Annotated in this window: 13 protein-coding genes and 1 riboswitch; of the genes, 11 read left to right on the top strand and 2 right to left on the bottom strand. The window is 29.3% G+C overall.

Translation table 11 applies throughout. From position 1 onward, the window contains the following. Positions 1 to 97: 97 nt before the first annotated feature. The 4 genes from RGC78_RS06595 (at position 98) to RGC78_RS06580 (ending at position 3,444) form a co-directional block, all read left to right on the top strand. The gene (locus RGC78_RS06595; protein ID WP_252214316.1) at positions 98 to 439 is read left to right on the top strand and encodes a hydrogenase maturation nickel metallochaperone HypA; all 342 of its coding nucleotides are present in this window, start codon (positions 98 to 100) and stop codon (positions 437 to 439) included. Between the two features lie 64 nt (positions 440 to 503). Continuing rightward, on the top strand, positions 504 to 1,526 hold the full coding sequence (locus RGC78_RS06590) for an ABC transporter substrate-binding protein (RefSeq protein ID WP_309556281.1): 1,023 nt from the start codon (positions 504 to 506) through the stop codon (positions 1,524 to 1,526). Further along, entirely contained in the window at positions 1,526 to 2,608 is a 1,083-nt protein-coding gene (locus tag RGC78_RS06585; protein WP_252214312.1) for a FecCD family ABC transporter permease, read from the top strand. The genes RGC78_RS06590 and RGC78_RS06585 overlap by 1 nt, the downstream gene beginning before the upstream one ends. Further along, on the top strand, positions 2,608 to 3,444 hold the full coding sequence (locus RGC78_RS06580) for an ABC transporter ATP-binding protein (RefSeq protein WP_252214310.1): 837 nt from the start codon (positions 2,608 to 2,610) through the stop codon (positions 3,442 to 3,444). The genes RGC78_RS06585 and RGC78_RS06580 overlap by 1 nt, the downstream gene beginning before the upstream one ends. Before the next feature lie 209 nt (positions 3,445 to 3,653). Here RGC78_RS06580 and RGC78_RS06575 read toward each other — a convergent pair whose 3' ends face one another. Then, on the bottom strand, positions 3,654 to 5,123 hold the full coding sequence (locus RGC78_RS06575) for an amino acid permease (RefSeq protein WP_252214308.1): 1,470 nt from the start codon (positions 5,121 to 5,123) through the stop codon (positions 3,654 to 3,656). Positions 5,124 to 5,394: 271 nt separating this feature from the next. After that, positions 5,395 to 5,569: riboswitch (Lysine riboswitch) on the bottom strand. Between the two features lie 261 nt (positions 5,570 to 5,830). Between RGC78_RS06575 and yjeM the strand changes: the two genes are divergently transcribed. Continuing rightward, positions 5,831 to 7,342 carry a glutamate/gamma-aminobutyrate family transporter YjeM gene (gene yjeM / locus RGC78_RS06570; protein WP_252214306.1) on the top strand — a complete coding sequence of 504 codons (1,512 nt, stop codon included), beginning with the start codon at positions 5,831 to 5,833 and terminating at the stop codon, positions 7,340 to 7,342. Between the two features lie 120 nt (positions 7,343 to 7,462). Here the strand turns inward: yjeM and RGC78_RS06565 are convergent, their stop codons facing one another. Continuing rightward, the gene (locus tag RGC78_RS06565) at positions 7,463 to 7,837 is read right to left on the bottom strand and encodes a MerR family transcriptional regulator (RefSeq protein ID WP_252214304.1); all 375 of its coding nucleotides are present in this window, start codon (positions 7,835 to 7,837) and stop codon (positions 7,463 to 7,465) included. 186 nt (positions 7,838 to 8,023) lie between these two features. On the opposite strand from RGC78_RS06565, the gene RGC78_RS06560 reads away from it, so the two are divergent. From RGC78_RS06560 to RGC78_RS06535, 6 genes are all read left to right on the top strand, one after another. Further along, positions 8,024 to 9,784 carry a 1-deoxy-D-xylulose-5-phosphate synthase gene (locus RGC78_RS06560; RefSeq protein WP_252214302.1) on the top strand — a complete coding sequence of 587 codons (1,761 nt, stop codon included), beginning with the start codon at positions 8,024 to 8,026 and terminating at the stop codon, positions 9,782 to 9,784. Between the two features lie 123 nt (positions 9,785 to 9,907). Continuing rightward, positions 9,908 to 10,789 (top strand): Cof-type HAD-IIB family hydrolase, encoded by an 882-nt coding sequence (locus RGC78_RS06555; protein WP_252214300.1) that lies wholly within the window; start codon positions 9,908 to 9,910, stop codon positions 10,787 to 10,789. Positions 10,790 to 10,988: 199 nt separating this feature from the next. Continuing rightward, positions 10,989 to 11,453, top strand: coding sequence for a UPF0158 family protein (locus RGC78_RS06550; protein ID WP_252214298.1), 465 nt, complete (start codon positions 10,989 to 10,991; stop codon positions 11,451 to 11,453). 203 nt (positions 11,454 to 11,656) lie between these two features. After that, complete coding sequence (locus RGC78_RS06545; RefSeq protein WP_252214296.1) at positions 11,657 to 12,835, top strand: M20 metallopeptidase family protein; 1,179 nt, start codon at positions 11,657 to 11,659, stop codon at positions 12,833 to 12,835. A 432-nt stretch (positions 12,836 to 13,267) separates the two neighbouring features. Further along, entirely contained in the window at positions 13,268 to 14,872 is a 1,605-nt protein-coding gene (locus RGC78_RS06540) for a beta-N-acetylhexosaminidase (protein WP_252226455.1), read from the top strand. Positions 14,873 to 15,089: 217 nt separating this feature from the next. Beyond that, entirely contained in the window at positions 15,090 to 16,238 is a 1,149-nt protein-coding gene (locus RGC78_RS06535) for a 1-propanol dehydrogenase PduQ (protein ID WP_252214290.1), read from the top strand. Positions 16,239 to 16,435: the final 197 nt, after the last annotated feature.

Here is a 16,435-nt window from a genome sequence, read left to right as displayed (position 1 = left end):
AGTAAGGTGGAATAGCAAAACATTGTACAAAAAAATACAGTGGGGAACACAAAATTCCATTTAGATTTTTAATATAGGGAAGTAGAGGTGGTTTTAGTTGCATGAATTAGGAGTGGTGTTTGAAGTTGTTAAGACTGTTAAAAATTTCGCAGAAAAAAATAGATTGACCAAAATAGAAACAGTAGTGCTTCAAATTGGTGAACTTTCATCTATGATTCCAAAATATATTGAAGCTTGTTATCCAGCAGCAGTTGATGGTACCTTATTACAAAATACAAAATTAAGAATTGAGATATTACCAGGTAATGGTATGTGTAAAAAGTGTAATACAGTTTTTAATATTATTCAAAATAACGGTGAATGCTCAAACTGTGGAGATAAACACTGGGAATTATTATGCGGAAAAGAGTTTATGATTAAGGAAATCATCGCTTGTTAAAACTGCTTTACCATCTTAACATTTATGGAATTATTTATAAAACAAAGAAATGGAGAAAATAGGAATGAACAAGAAGTTAAAAAGAATTATAGCTGCATTAACTATATCTGCATTAGCAGTAGGTGGAATAGGGTGCTCTAGTAATCAAATAGATAAAGTGGAAAAATCAAATACTGAAGCTCATACAAGTGATTTTGAAGCAGTAAAATTTGTATATTCAGATGGTGCTAAGGATTATGATGTAACAGTAAAATCACCAAGACAAAAGGCAGTTACATTATCTCAATTTATGACAGAAATGTTATTAGTATTAGGTTTAGAGAATAAAATGATAGGGACAGCACTTTTAGATAATCCTATATTACCTGAATTTGAAGAAGCCTATAATAAAATACCAGTACTTAAAATTGGAGAAGGTCATTCTGTATCTAAAGAAGGATTTATGGCTACAGGTGCAGACTTTGTAAGTGGATGGGATTCATCTATAAGTGAACAAACTACAGGATCACCAGATGAACTTATATCAAAAGATATAACTCCATTTATGGCTAAGTCTTATAGAGCAGATTCTACAGTAGAAACTGTTTATGAAGATTTTGAGCTATTGGGGAAAATATTTGGAGTACAAGACAAAGCTAAAGAAGTAATAGCTAAAATGAAAAGTGATATAAAAGCTGTAACTGATAAAGTAGGAGATATAAAACAAGAAGATAGAGTAAAAATGATGGTATATGATTCTGGCGAAAATGATGCAATGGTAGTTGGATCAGGTCTTGCTAACAACTTAATAGAACTTGCAGGTGGAAATAATGTATTTTCTAAAAATGCGACTAAGCCTTATATAAATGTTTCGTGGGAAAGCATAGTTGCAGAGAATCCAGAAGTTATATTAGTAACTGATTTCATGGCAGGAAACCCAGTACAAGAGAAAATAGATTTCTTGAAAGCTCATCCTGCGCTTAAAGATGTACCTGCTATAAAAAATAATAAAATATATGTTGTAGGATTAGCTGATTTATCTCCAGGTATTAGAAATCCGAAGCTTATCGAGCAAATGTACAGATATTTTTTTGGACAAAATAAGTAATGCAGGTAGCTTTAGAAGATAAAAAAAGCCTTTCTAAAAAGAAAGGTTTTTTATTTTGGGTTATAGCTTTAACTGCAATATTAGCAGGTGCAGCAGTTGGAGCAATAGCAATAGGTAGTACATATATAGAACCTGGAGAAGTATATAAAGTACTGCTTAGTAAATTAACAAATGGTATAGTTTATAGTGATATTGGAACTATAATGACACAAAATATAATATGGGAAATAAGATTCCCTAGAGTATTACTTGGAGCTATATGTGGAGCAGGACTTGCAATTTGTGGAGTTCTTATGCAATGTGTCACTAAAAATCCAATAGCTGAACCATATATATTGGGTATATCATCAGGGGCATCTTGTGGTGCTGTTTTTGTTATAGTTTTAGGTGGTATGTCATTACTTGGAATAAATAGTATTAGAGCAGGAGCCTTTTTAGGTTCTCTTATATCAGGAATGTTAGTTTTTGCTATAGGCACTCAAATGGGAAAAGCAACATCTACAACAAGATTAGTATTATCAGGGATGGCAATATCAACAATTTTCTCGGCACTTACTAACTTAATTATATATTCAGCAGAAAATTCAAATCAAGCAAAGAGTGCTTTATTTTGGACTGTTGGTAGCTTAGGGGGAGCGAAGTGGGATGTGTTATTATTCCCATTTATTATTTTAGTTGTAGTTATGATAATAGCGTTAATGATATCTAAATCACTAGATATATTACTTCTTGGTGATGACAGTGCAATAATACTTGGAATAAATATAAAGCTTATAAAATCTATAATTTTAATATTAGCGACACTGCTTACATCATCATTAGTTTCTATAACTGGAGCAATAGGATTTATAGGACTTGTAGTGCCGCATATATGTAGAACTATAGTAGGAAGTGATCATAAAAAACTTATAATACTTTCATCATTAATAGGTGCTATATTTTTAATAACAGTAGATATTATAGCTAGAGGGCTTTTCCCACCAATAGAAATACCTATAGGAATAATAACTTCATTAGTTGGAGGTCCATTTTTCTTATACTTAATTTCTAAGAAAAACTATTCGTTTGGAGGAAAAGAGTAATGTTTAAAGTACAGGTTAGAAATTTAAGGTTTAATATAGAGAAAAAAGAAATATTAAAAGACATATCTTTTGAGATTAAAAAAGGTTCATTTGTAGGAATTATAGGTCCTAATGGTTCAGGAAAATCTACAGTACTTAAAAATATATACAGACTCTATAAACCATCAAGTGGAAGTGTATTATTAGATAATAAAGAATTAGATAAGATGAAACATAAAGATTGTGCAAAAGAAATTGCAGTTTTAGCTCAAGAAAGTAATACTCACTTTGATTTTACTGTTGAGCAAATAGTAAAGATGGGAAGATATCCATATAAATCTGTTTTTGAAGATTACTCTAAAGATGATTTACAGATGGTTCGAGAAATGCTAAAAAAGGTAGGCTTAGAAAGCTATAGTAAGAGGAGTTTTTCTCATTTATCAGGTGGAGAGAAACAAAGAACATTAATAGCAAGGGCTTTAGTTCAAAATACTAAATTTTTAATATTAGATGAACCAACAAATCATTTAGATATAGGATATCAGATACAAATTATGGACTTAGTTAAAAGTCTTAATATAACTACGTTAGCAGCTATACATGATATGAATCTAGCATCTATGTATTGTGATTATTTAATTGTAATGAAAGATGGAAGGATAAAGAATTTTGGAACAGTAGAAGAAGTGATAAATTCTGAAATGTTAAAAGACGTGTTTGGTGTAAACGCATATGTGGGAGTTAACCCTGTAAATAAAAAATTACAAGTATCATTTATGCACACACATGAACATATTAAAGGACTTGGAATAGATCATATACATGAAGATGGATTTACAGGAGTGCATACTCATTAAAGTTCAACAGATATTTTATAGAATTAGATACAATTGATTTATTTGGTGATGGATTTTAAAGGTCATGATGGCATCAAACAAGAAACCCACGATTAATTATGATATGCTTCCTTTATAGTAGACAGTTAAAATAATAAAACTGTTTTTATAAAGGGTGCAGTTCATTAAACTTAGCCGTGGGTTTTTACATTTAAATTTTATTATGTCAATTATACTGATTCTGATGTTTTGAATTTAACTTCCTCTAAATCATTATTATTTTCAGAGAAATTTAAATTAACATCATCTAAAGAAATAACTTTAGTTTTATGTTTAATTTTATAACCTATATACAATGCAAGAAATAGGGGAATTCCTATATAAGATGCAATTAAACCTTGCCAATCAATTCCATCGGGTTTTATACATGAGTAGCCTTGTCCCAACATTATGATTGTACACATTATTAAAGCTAATATAGGTCCAAATGGATATAATATAGCTTTGTATTTTAAACTTTTTAAATCCTTACCTTGGTGAATAAATGCTTTTCTAAATCTATAGTGACATATGGCTATACCTACCCAAGCTATAAATCCAGCAAGACCAGATGCAGCAACAAGCCAAACATAAACGGTACTTTCAGCAAATATACCAGTTAAAAAACAAGCTGAAGCAATTAATGTAGTTAAAAGTACAGCATTTACAGGTACTCCTTTTTTATTGGTTTTAGCAAATATTTTAGGGGCCATACCCTCTTTAGCCATGGAAAAAAGCATTCTACTTGATGCATACATGCCAGAGTTACCAGCAGATAATACAGAAGTTAATATAACTGCATTCATTAAGGAAGCTGCTCCTGCTATACCAGCTCTTTCAAATACCATTGTAAAGGGACTTGTATCAAGTCCTGCACTAGTAAATGGTATTATAGCACCTAAGACAATTATTGTTCCTAAGTAAAATATTAATATTCTCCAAAATATTGAATGTATAGCTTTGGGTATAGTTTTTTCAGGATTTTCACTTTCACCAGCAGCAACTCCTATAAGTTCAGTTCCTTGAAAAGAAAAACCTGCAATTAAGAATATAGAAAATATAGACTTAATACCTCCATGAAATGGACCATCAGCTATAGTATAGTTATGAAATCCTATTTCATTTCCACCCATTATACCTAAAATCATTAAAACACCTATTACTAAAAATATAAGAACTGTAACTACTTTAACTCCAGCAAACCAAAATTCTGATTCACCATATGCTTTTGATGATAAAATGTTTAAACCTACTATTATTGTTAAAAATAATATACTCCAGAATAATGCATTTACATTTGGAAACCAATACTTCATAATTAAAGAACCGGCAACCATTTCTGCTGCTATTGTTATAGCCCAGTTGTACCAATAGTTCCATCCAAGGGCAAATCCAAGTGCTGGATCAATAAATTTATTAGCATAGGAACTAAAAGAGCCAGCAATTGGCATATAAGTTGCCATTTCTCCCAAGCTAGTTATTAAAAAGTATACCATGATGCCAACTAATCCATAAGCTACCAATGCACCGCCGGGTCCAGCTACATGTAAGGTATCACCCATTGCAAGAAATATACCAGTACCAATAGAACCACCTATTGCTATCATGTTTAAGTGTCTTGCTTTTAAACTTCTTTTTAATTCATTTTTTTCTTCACTCATTTTTTTATCCTCCTTATGGTTTAAATTTCCATAAGTAAGTAACTAAGATAATATAAAGATTTAGGCACATGAAAAAATAATAGACCAATGCCGCACCATTATTCCTGCACTGCGTTTGGAAAGGGTGCATGGCTAAAAAATCGACGTTTCCACAGTGGCCTTGGCGATTTTTTTATGTGCTTTAAACAATAAAAAATGCCATGAGCATATACTCATGACATAAATACGAAAGTTGTATATTTAAATAAATATTACAATATCGTAAATTTCCATTGAAAATAGCTCTCCACAAAATAATTTGTGACAGTCTTATATATATTTTACATAAGACCAGTAAATAGCATGAAAGCAATCAACTATTTACTTCGGCGAAAGTTCCTTTCGTATTACTTCATTGAGCTTACCTCCATAATACTACTATTAAATTTCGCGCCTCTATCTAAGTTATTTACTTTTTAATTCATACATAATTATGGCGTAAAATTATAAATAAGTCAATAAAAAATAATGTATTTACATTATATAATAATATTGAGAGATTTTTCTTCTTAGTTATATGAATTCTATGTGGTGCAATTTAGTTATTAGAGTTGATACATAAAAATAATGTAATATGGAAAAAGTATTGTTGTTGTAATTGAAATAAAACAACAGTTTAGAAAATATGAAAGAAAATATTTAACAAATTTAAAATAAGGAGGAAAAAAATGAAGTCAAGCGTAAAATCAACAAAAAAATTAACCTTGGTACCTTTGATATTAATGATTTTTACATCTGTTTATGGATTTAACAATATTCCAAGATCATTTTACAAGATGGGTTATGCAGCTATTCCTTGGTACATTTTTTCAGGAATAACCTTTTTTGTTCCGTTTGCATTAATGGTAGCTGAATTTGGTTCTGCTTTTAAGGATGAAAAAGGTGGAATCTATTCATGGATGAAGAAATCCATTGGACCAAGATTCGCATTCATAGGAACATTTATGTGGTATTTTTCTTATGTAACTTGGATGGTTAACGTTGCATCTGGTATGTGGATTCCAGTATCAAATGCTATATTCGGAAAAGATACAACACAAAGCTGGGCTTTATTTGGTATTCAAGGACCACAAGTTTTGGGAGTTTTAGGAATTATATGGATACTAGTAGTAACTTATACATCAACCAAAGGGATGGATAAGATAAAGAAAGTAACATCATTAGGTGGAACAGCAGTTTTATTATTGAATATATTCCTTTGGACTGGTGCTATAGCAGTATTTTTAGGGAACCATGGAAATTTAGCTGAGCCAATTGAAGGAGTTAAATCATTTACACAAACGCCAAATCCTAAATATATTGGAGATATAATTGCTTCGTTAGCATTTGTAGTATATGCTCTATTCGCTTATGGAGGAATAGAGGCTGTGGGTGGATTAGTTGATCAAACTGAAAAGCCAGAAAAAATTTTTCCCAAAGGAATTCTTATTTCAGCAGCTATAATCTCAGTAGGATATTCATTAGGAATACTGTTCATTGGTGTATTTACTAATTGGGAAAGTGTAATGGGGATTAAGGAAGTTAATCTGGGAAATGCAAGTTATATAGTTATGTCTAATCTGGGATATTCACTTGGTACAGCTTTTGGAGCAAGCGAGAACATGGCTATAGTTTTAGGTAAGGGGGTTGCAAGATATGTTGGACTTTCAATGTTTCTAGCATTATCCGGCGCATTTTTTACACTTATGTATTCACCATTAAAGCAGATAATTGAAGGCACACCTACTAAATTATGGCCTGGAAAAATTGGAGAAACTAAACACGGATTGCCTATTAATGCTATGTGGATTCAAGCTACCATAGTTTGTGTAATGATAGGATTGGTAGCTTTTGGAGGAAGCTCAATGGCTGCATTCTTCAATATACTTGTTTCCATGACTAACGTAGCTATGACACTGCCATATGTGTTCATAGCTCTTGCATTCCCGTATTTTAAGAAGAAAACAGAAATCAATAAACCATTCGTAGTGTTCAAAACTCAAGGAATTGCAAATTTTTGGACTTGTATAGTTGTTTTAACAGTAGGACTCGCTAATTTATTTTGTATAATACAGCCAGCTATAGAAGGGGATATGCAAACAACAATTTGGAGTGTAGCTGGCCCCTTAATCTTCTCAGTAGTTGCGTGGTTAATGTATGGCAGCTATGAAAAGAAAAATAAAGATGATTTTTTAGAATAAACTATAAAATCCGCGGTAATGTTTTGATTATATTATCGTGGATTTTTATAGCTAAACTAATAATTAAACTATTTTCTCAATTTTAACATTTAAATTATATTTAGAAAAAAATCTATACTTTTACTTACAAATTATAGACTTTTGTTCTTTAATATAATGATTTATCTTATTATCTACAACTCTAAGATATGAATTAAAATTTTCTATTTCACTTTCTATATATTTTTTATGTCTTAAAAGTATATCTTCACGCTTACAAATGGTTTCAGGACCTTCTATGCATAAATCAACGTATTCTTTGATTTTAGCTATTGGCATATTAGTATTTTTTAAACAACATATTATATTAAGCCATTCCAAGTCCTTATCACTAAAAATTCTATTACCCTGTTTATTACGTTCAATAAATGGAAGTAAACCTTCTTTTTCATAATAGCGAAGAGTATGAACTGATAAGTTATATTTTTCAGCTACTTCTTTAATAGTATATGGCATTATGTTACCTCCTAAAAATAAGTGATATTATATTATACCAATTAGAGTCAACTCTAAGTAAAGAAAAAGTTAGAAAAAATAATTATTAGAAATTATCTATTGACTTAGAGTTAACTCTAAGTTTTATACTAATCAACATAGCAAGCATTACTGCTTTAAAACTTAAAAAAATTAGGAGGCATTAGTATGTCATTGAATATTTTAAATAGAATTAATGAGCCAAAAGACTTAAAAGGACTTAATAATGAGGAATTAAAATTATTATCTAATGAAATAAGAGAAATTTTAATAACAAGAGTAAGTAAGACTGGTGGACACTTTGGATCAAACTTAGGTATGGTTGAAGCAACAATAGCACTTCATTGTGTATTTAATTCACCAATAGATAAGATTGTTTATGATGTTTCACATCAATCATATACACATAAAATTTTAACTGGAAGAAAAAATGCATTTACAAATCCAGATGAATATAAAAGTGTTACAGGATATACTTCACAAAATGAAAGTGAATATGATTTCTTTACAGTGGGGCATACATCAACTTCAATTAGTTTAGCGTGTGGATTGGCAAAAGCACGTGATGTAAAGGGAAATACGGAAAATATTATAGCTGTTATAGGTGATGGATCTTTAAGTGGGGGAGAAGCTTATGAAGGCTTAAATAATGCATCTGCATCAGGAAAAAATATAATAATACTTGTAAATGATAATGATATGTCTATAGCAGAAAATTATGGTGGACTTTATCAAAATTTAGCTTTACTTCGTAAAACTAATGGAAAAGCAGAAAATAATTTTTTTAAATCTTTAGGATTTGATTATCATTATGTTAAAGATGGAAATGATATTGAATCATTAATTGAAACATTTTCAAAAGTTAAAGATATAGATCATCCAGTTGTAGTTCATATGCATACAGTTAAAGGAAAAGGATATGAAGATGCAATGCAAAACAAAGAAGCTTTTCATTGGGTAATGCCATTTGACTTAAAAACCAAAGAATCTTTAGTGAAAAGTGCTAGTGAGACATATGGAAATATTGCAGGAGAAATTTTATCACAAAAAGCAAGAAAAGATAGCAGTATTGTAGCAATAACAGCTGCTACCCCAGCTTCAGTAGGTTTAAGTTCATTTAGACATGAATTTAAAGATCAATTTATAGATGTTGGAATAGCAGAGGAACATGCTATAGCACTGGCATCAGGAATAGCATCACAAGGAGGCAAGCCAGTTGCATCTTTTGTAAGTTCATTTATCCAAAGAACTTATGATCAATTATCTCAAGATCTTGCTATAAATAATAATTCGGCACTTATTATGGTTCATGGTGGAGGCATAAGTGGTGGAGATGTAACACATCTTGGAATATTTGATATACCATTAATATCTAATATTCCTAATATAGTATATCTTGCACCAACAAACAAAGAAGAATATATTGCAATGATGGAATGGGGAATAGAACAAGATAAATATCCAGTAGCAATACGTGTTCCAAATATGACTGTAGTATCAAGCGGAGTTAAAATTGAACCTAACTTTGATAAGTTAAACACTTATAAGAAGGTTAAAGATGGAAATGAAGTAGCAATCATTGCTCTTGGAAGTTTCTATGATCTTGGAGAAAAGGTACAAAAGAGATTAAAAGAATCAACAGGAATAAATGCTACATTAATTAATCCTAGATTCATAAGTGGAATAGATAAAGATCTATTAAATGAATTATTAGATAATCATAAGCTAGTAATAACATTAGAAGATGGAATACTTGATGGGGGATTTGGAGAAAAAATTTCAAGGTTCTATGGAGATAAAGAAATGAAAGTACTAAACTTTGGTGCTTCAAAAGAATTTACTGACAGTGTACCATTAGAAGAGCTATATGAACGTTATCACCTAACTGAAGAGATAATAATATCAGATATACAGAAGACTCTTAAATAGACTTAAATTTAGAAGACAATTTTAATATAGTAAGAAAAATTTTAATTATTATATAATTTTATGCAGAATACATGATACTATATATTAAGGATAATAAACTATATTGAGAATGGAGTGATTCTAATGATAAAACTTATAGCATCAGATATGGATGGTACTTTATTAAATAATAACCATGATATAGATGAAGAAACAGTTGATGCAATTAGAAAAGCAGAAGAGGCTGGAATAATATTTACAATATCTACAGGTAGAGAGTACGATAGTGTTAAAGGCATATTAGATAAGCATAATATAAAATGTCAATGTATTCTTTCTAATGGAGCAGAGTATAGAGATGAAGATGGTAATATTTTAAAGGTAATAAATATAAACGAAAAGTATGTAAAACAAATAATAGAGATATTAGATGAAAATAAATTACCAGCGCGTATATTTACGGATAAAGGTGTATTTACTACATCTACAAGAGAAGAGGCACTTCAAGAGGTTGTGTTTAGAACTTTGACTTTTAATCCTAACTTAACAGAAGATGAAGCTAGAAAAATGGCAGAAAAAGAAGGATTTTTTACAAGTTTAAAATATATTGAAGATGTAGAAAAATTTTTTAAAGATGGAATAGAAGTAAGAAAATTTGTAGCATTTCATAAAGATGTAGAGCTAATAGATAAAATGAAAAAGACTATTGGAAAGCTTGAAGGACTCGCAATATCATCATCATTTGATGACAATATAGAAATAACTGATTTAAATGCTCAAAAAGGAATCATTTTAGAACAAGTAGCTAAAAAAATGGATATAGACATAAAGAATGTTATGATTCTTGGAGATAGTTTTAATGACTACTCAATGTTTGAAATATTTGAAGAAAGTGTTGCTATGAAAAATGCAATACCAGAAGTTAAGGATATAGCTAAATACATAACAGATAGTAATGATAATTTTGGTGTTGCAAAAGCTATTCACAATGTTCTTAATAATGAAATGGATAATATGATTAAATAGATTTGATTTAGGGTCTGTATCAAAATGAATTTGATGCAGATCTTCTTATATTAATAATTTAACTTAAATAAGAAGAATGGTATGAATTACAAACAAAAGTGTAATGATTATAATAATAAATGTTTTATGTAATCAAGCTAGAGTATAATATACTTTACATAAAAGTATTAACTTAAAATATAATTGAAGAGGTAAAAACATGCAAGTAAATTTAAGTGATGTAATAGAGGCAATAGAATTTGAAGGAGAATTATTGAGTCATTATTACAATAAAAAAACAGGTGTAATTATATATTTAGAAGATGAAAGTACTTCAAATTATAAAGCAGATGATATTAACAATCTTGAAAATTTTGAGGAGTGGGAAAGGGAATTAATAATCTGTTTGCATGATTTAAAGGAAAACTTTGAAGACTATATTCAATTACCAAATGAAGATGAGATAAATGAATATGGAATGATGATAGATTTTTGTAAGTCTTTAGATGATGAAAACTTTAAAGATAAGAAATTAGAAGAATTACAAGAAAAATATTCATTACGTAAACTAAGAGAATATATTGAAAATATTGAACATCTTAGTGAATGGTATGATTATAGAGAAAATACTGAATACAAATTAGCTATTGATTGGTGTGAAAAAAATAATATAGAATATATTTAAATGTATATAATAAATAGATTTTTAATAAAGCTTATTTAGATAAATTGTATGTTAAGTGGAAACTTTAAATCACATGATAATACTTTCGTAATGTTATCATAAGGTTTATTTATAGAAAGTATTAGAAACTAATATAGTTTATTATAAAAATACATATAATAAGATTAAATTTTTAAATAATAAAGTAGTAGAGGTGTATAAATATGTGTGGATTTTTTGAAAGATCAAAGGAAATTGAAGAAGAAATAATAAAAAATAGAAGGTTTTTACATGAAAATGCGGAACTTGGAAATGAATTACCTATAACTAAAGAATATGTAATAGAAAAACTTAAAGAAATAGGATGTAGTCCAGAAGAAATATGCAAGAGTGGAATAGTGGCAACAATAGGAGGAAAAAGAAACGGAAAAGTAATATTGTTAAGAGCTGATATGGATGCTTTGCCAATGAAAGAAGAAAGTGGATTAAAATTTTCTTCAAAGACACAATGTGCTCATACTTGTGGTCATGACACCCATACAGCAATGTTATTAGGTGCTGCCAAGTTATTAAAGGAAAAAGAAGATGAACTAGAAGGAACAGTTAAACTTATGTTTCAACCAGACGAAGAAGGTCTGGGAGGAGCAAAAGCAATGATAGATGCAGGAGTATTAGAAAGTCCTAAAGTAGATAGTGCATTTGGAATGCATATATTATCTAAAATTATGCCAACAGGATATTTAGCTTATAGCACAGGATATTGTGCAGCTTCTTCAGATATTTTTAAGATTTTTATTAAAGGGCAAGGTGGACATGGGGCTATGCCAAATCAAACAATAGACCCTATAAATGTAGGTGTACATATACATTTAGCATTACAGGAATTAATAAGTAGAGAAAGCGATCCAAATGATATGGCTGTAATTACTATTGGAACATTTAATTCAGGAGATAGTGCTAATATTATACCAGAAGAAGCTACTTTAACTGGTACTATGAGAAGTTTTTCAAAGAAAAATAGAAAAAAATTACTTGAAAGATTGAATGAAGTAGTAGATTTTACTGCTAAAACTTTTAAGGCAGAAGCTAAACTAGAGATTATTGATTCTACACCTGCTTTATATTGTGAACCTAAAATATCTGAGGAATTTGGTGAATATTTAAAAAAAGAATTAGGCAACAATATATCTAAAATAGATATAAATTTAGGTGGTTCTGAAGATTTCTCTCAAATATTAGATAAAGTACCTGGAACTATGGTTATTTTAGGAGGGGGTAGTGAACAAGAAGGATTTAAGTATGGTCAACATAACCCGAAGGTTATATTTAATGAAGATTGTTTACACGTAGGTGCAGCTGTTTATGCACATAGTGCATTTGAATGGTTAAAGAATAATAAATAGATATAAAAAAAGATATAGAAAAGATATTAAAACTTATAAATAAAAAGAGATCAGGATACTAAATTATACTGGTCTTTTTTTAAGTTAAAAAATTAAACTTTAATACTGATTTAAATTTAAAATACTTCTTAAAAGTATTGGAAATTGATACTTTTGTTAATATTTGTAATATATTTTGTGCAAGGTAATTAAATAGATAATAAGCTTTTATATAAATAAAAACATAAAGTATAAATATTGTACTAGACAGTTTTGTTACTAATTTTTTTATATGTATACTACTAGGAAGAAATAAAAATTAGTAAGTCAGTGATTTCATAGTATATACTTGCCTCTCTTAGGTTATAAAATAATAATGAAGGTTTAAAAGTGATTTCTATAATAATATACAAAGAAATCATATATTTTAAAATATTTAAGGATGGTGAGTTAATGAAGAATACATCTAATAAGCATTGGACGTTCATATCTATAATTATGCTAATGCTGATATTAGTAACTGTTTCTATTGGAATAATTTTCAAGGGAAATAATGAATCAAAAGCGATTTTTTCAGCAGCAGATAGTAAGAATGATATTATTCCAAGACCTCTAAATTATAAAAAAGGTGACGGAAATTTTATACTTACAAAAGATACTTCAATTTATGTAAAAGGAAATACTAAAGAAGAAACAGAAGAGATTAGTAAAATTGCAGAGTTTATAAGAGGAAAATTAAAGGCTTCAACTGGATTTGAATTAAATATTATTAAAGGAAAAGAAGGTAAATCAGGTAGTATTTATTTAACTACTATAGGATCAGAAGAAAATCAAGGTAATGAAGGTTATGAAATGGTAACTACACCTAAAAATGTTAAAATTTTAGCATATAAGGCAGAAGGTATTTCAAGAGGAGTTCAAACATTAAGACAATTATTGCCACCAGACATTGAAAAAAATACTATAGCTACTGATGTAGAATGGAGTGTTCCAGCTTCAATAATAGACGATAAACCTGAATACAATTATAGAGGAATAATGATTGATGTGGCTAGGCACTTTTTTACTATAGATGAAGTTAAACGTCAGATAGATTATGCAGCTCAATACAAAATAAATAGAGTTCATTTACATCTTAGTGATGATCAAGGATGGCGTCTAGAAATAAAAAAATATCCTGACTTAACTACAATCGGTGGAAGTACAGAAGTTGGTGGAGGAAAAGGTGGATATTATAAACAAGAAGAGTTTAAAGATTTAGTTAAATATGCAGCAGAAAGATATGTAGAAATAATTCCTGAATTTGATATGCCAGGCCATAGCAATGCTGCATTAGCTTCTTATGGATTTTTAAATAAAAATGGTAAAAAGAAGCCTTTATATACAGGAACTGAGGTGGGTTTCAGTTCTCTTATGACAGACAGTGAAAAAACATATGAATTTATAGATAATGTAATTAAAGAAGTTTCAGAAATATCACCTTCAAAATATATTCATATAGGTGGAGATGAGGCTAATAGTACTAAAAAAGAAGATTATGATTATTTTGTAGGTAGAGTATCTAAAATAGTTGAAAAGTATGGGAAAACTCCAATAGGTTGGGATCCTATTGATACATCTCCAGAAATAAATTCAAGTTTAATATTACAAAATTGGAAAGATTCAAATGAAGCAGCTAGGAAAAAAGAAATGAAAATGATTGTTTCAATTGCACAAAAAGCTTATTTGGATATGAAATATGATGATAGTACGCCATATGGATTAACATGGGCAGGTTACATTCCAGTAGAAACCGCATATCAATGGGATCCTACTGATTATGCACCAAAGGAATTGGTTTTAGGTATAGAAGCACCATTATGGACAGAGACAATTACTAATACAAAAGCTATGGATTATATGATATATCCAAGGTTACTAGGTTATGCTGAGATAGGATGGACACAAAAAGAAAATAGAGATTGGAATCAGTATAAGAGCAGATTGGAGAAACAGGGGGAAAGAATGAAAAATCAAGGTATAAATTATTATAAAGATAGTAACATATGGGGGAGATAAAAAGAGCAATTAATAGCTATCTCTGATACTGAAGTTAATAAAATTATTTATTTATAAATATGTTGCCTATTATCATTTTATCGTGATATAATGTGGTAATAGGTATTTGCTTTAAATTGTTATAATTTTAACATTGTAGTCTAGTCTTTGTATTGTAAATTAAAGAATAACTAAATCATTCATATTTTATAAACTTAAAAATTAGGAGAGAATATATATGAAAGAATTTAGTATTAGTACAAATGTTTATTTTGGAAAAGGTTCTTTAAGTAGATTAAGTGAAATAAAAAATAAAAGAGTATTGATTGTATGTGATAAATTCATAGAATCTTCAGGAATGGCTGCAAAAGTACAGGAAAAGTTAGTTGATTGTCAGGTAACAATATTTAGTGATATAATACCTGATCCTCCAGTAGAAATCATTGCTGCTGGAATTCAAACATTACAAGTTTGTAATGCACAAATTATGATAGCCCTTGGTGGTGGCTCATCAATTGATGCGGCTAAGGCAATAAGAGAGTATTCAAAACAAATTTTAGGATCAGTCAATGAAATAGAAGAATGTTTTGCAATACCAACTACAAGCGGTACAGGATCTGAAGTAACTGAATATGCAGTAATAACTAACAAGCAAGAAGGATTAAAATATGCGTTAGCAGATAAAGCACTTCTTCCTATGGTAGCAATACTTGATCCTGAACTTGTAACTTCTGTACCTCCAGTTATTACAGCAGATACAGGAATGGATGTAATTACCCATGCTATTGAAGCTTATGTTTCAAAAAATGCTAATGATTTTTCAGATGCTTTGGCGGAAAAAGCGATTTCTTTAGCTTTTAGATTTTTACCAGAAGCTTTTTCTAATGGTGGTAATCTTTTAGCAAGGGAAAAAATCCATAATGCATCTTGCTTAGCAGGTATGGCGTTTAATTCAGCAGGACTTGGTATTACTCATAGTTTAGCACATGCATTAGGTGGTAAACTACATATATCTCATGGAAGAAGTAATGCAATACTACTGCCTCATATAATAGAATATAATGCTAAACTTAATAACAATTTTTATAATAAAGAGTATGAAGTAGCTGCTAAAAAATATCAAAGAATTGCTAAAATATTAAATTTACATGCATCTACTGTAAATATTGGAGTTAATAATCTAATTAGACATATTGTTGAGTTACAAAAAAAATTAATGATTCCTACTACATTAAAAGAACAGGGAGCTGACATAAGTTTATTAGATCAAGTTAAGGAAGATATTTTAAATGCCGCTATGAAGGATATTTGTACAACTGCAAATCCTAGAGAAGCAACAAAAGAAGATTTATTAAATATTTTAGATAAAGTTACAGGAAACAAGTAGTTTAATGAAAACCACTCAAAAATGAGTGGTTTTTTTATTACATTAGTTCATTTTTTTGAAATTAGATATAAATTTGTAATATTAGGTTTAATTATTTATAATATTAAGAATGTGAATGAATTATTTACTTATTGAATATTATCTTACAATTATATAAAATAATATAAGAAAAGCTTATATTCGGTTGTATTATAGTT

Source organism: Clostridium aquiflavi (assembly GCF_031344075.1).
In the GTDB taxonomy this organism is placed as follows: domain Bacteria; phylum Bacillota; class Clostridia; order Clostridiales; family Clostridiaceae; genus Clostridium; species Clostridium aquiflavi.
This window is presented reverse-complemented; position numbering and strand designations above follow the sequence as displayed.

Bases quoted from the DNA above. Each gene is read 5' to 3' on its own strand.
- RGC78_RS06590 (WP_309556281.1), top strand. From the start codon at position 504: ATGAACAAGAAGTTAAAAAGAATTATAGCTGCATTAACTATATCTGCA.
- RGC78_RS06585 (WP_252214312.1), top strand. From the start codon at position 1,526: ATGCAGGTAGCTTTAGAAGATAAAAAAAGCCTTTCTAAAAAGAAAGGT.
- RGC78_RS06580 (WP_252214310.1), top strand. From the start codon at position 2,608: ATGTTTAAAGTACAGGTTAGAAATTTAAGGTTTAATATAGAGAAAAAA.
- RGC78_RS06575 (WP_252214308.1), bottom strand. From the start codon at position 5,123: ATGAGTGAAGAAAAAAATGAATTAAAAAGAAGTTTAAAAGCAAGACAC.
- yjeM (WP_252214306.1), top strand. From the start codon at position 5,831: ATGAAGTCAAGCGTAAAATCAACAAAAAAATTAACCTTGGTACCTTTG.
- RGC78_RS06565 (WP_252214304.1), bottom strand. From the start codon at position 7,837: ATGCCATATACTATTAAAGAAGTAGCTGAAAAATATAACTTATCAGTT.
- RGC78_RS06560 (WP_252214302.1), top strand. From the start codon at position 8,024: ATGTCATTGAATATTTTAAATAGAATTAATGAGCCAAAAGACTTAAAA.
- RGC78_RS06555 (WP_252214300.1), top strand. From the start codon at position 9,908: ATGATAAAACTTATAGCATCAGATATGGATGGTACTTTATTAAATAAT.
- RGC78_RS06550 (WP_252214298.1), top strand. From the start codon at position 10,989: ATGCAAGTAAATTTAAGTGATGTAATAGAGGCAATAGAATTTGAAGGA.
- RGC78_RS06545 (WP_252214296.1), top strand. From the start codon at position 11,657: ATGTGTGGATTTTTTGAAAGATCAAAGGAAATTGAAGAAGAAATAATA.
- RGC78_RS06540 (WP_252226455.1), top strand. From the start codon at position 13,268: ATGAAGAATACATCTAATAAGCATTGGACGTTCATATCTATAATTATG.
- RGC78_RS06535 (WP_252214290.1), top strand. From the start codon at position 15,090: ATGAAAGAATTTAGTATTAGTACAAATGTTTATTTTGGAAAAGGTTCT.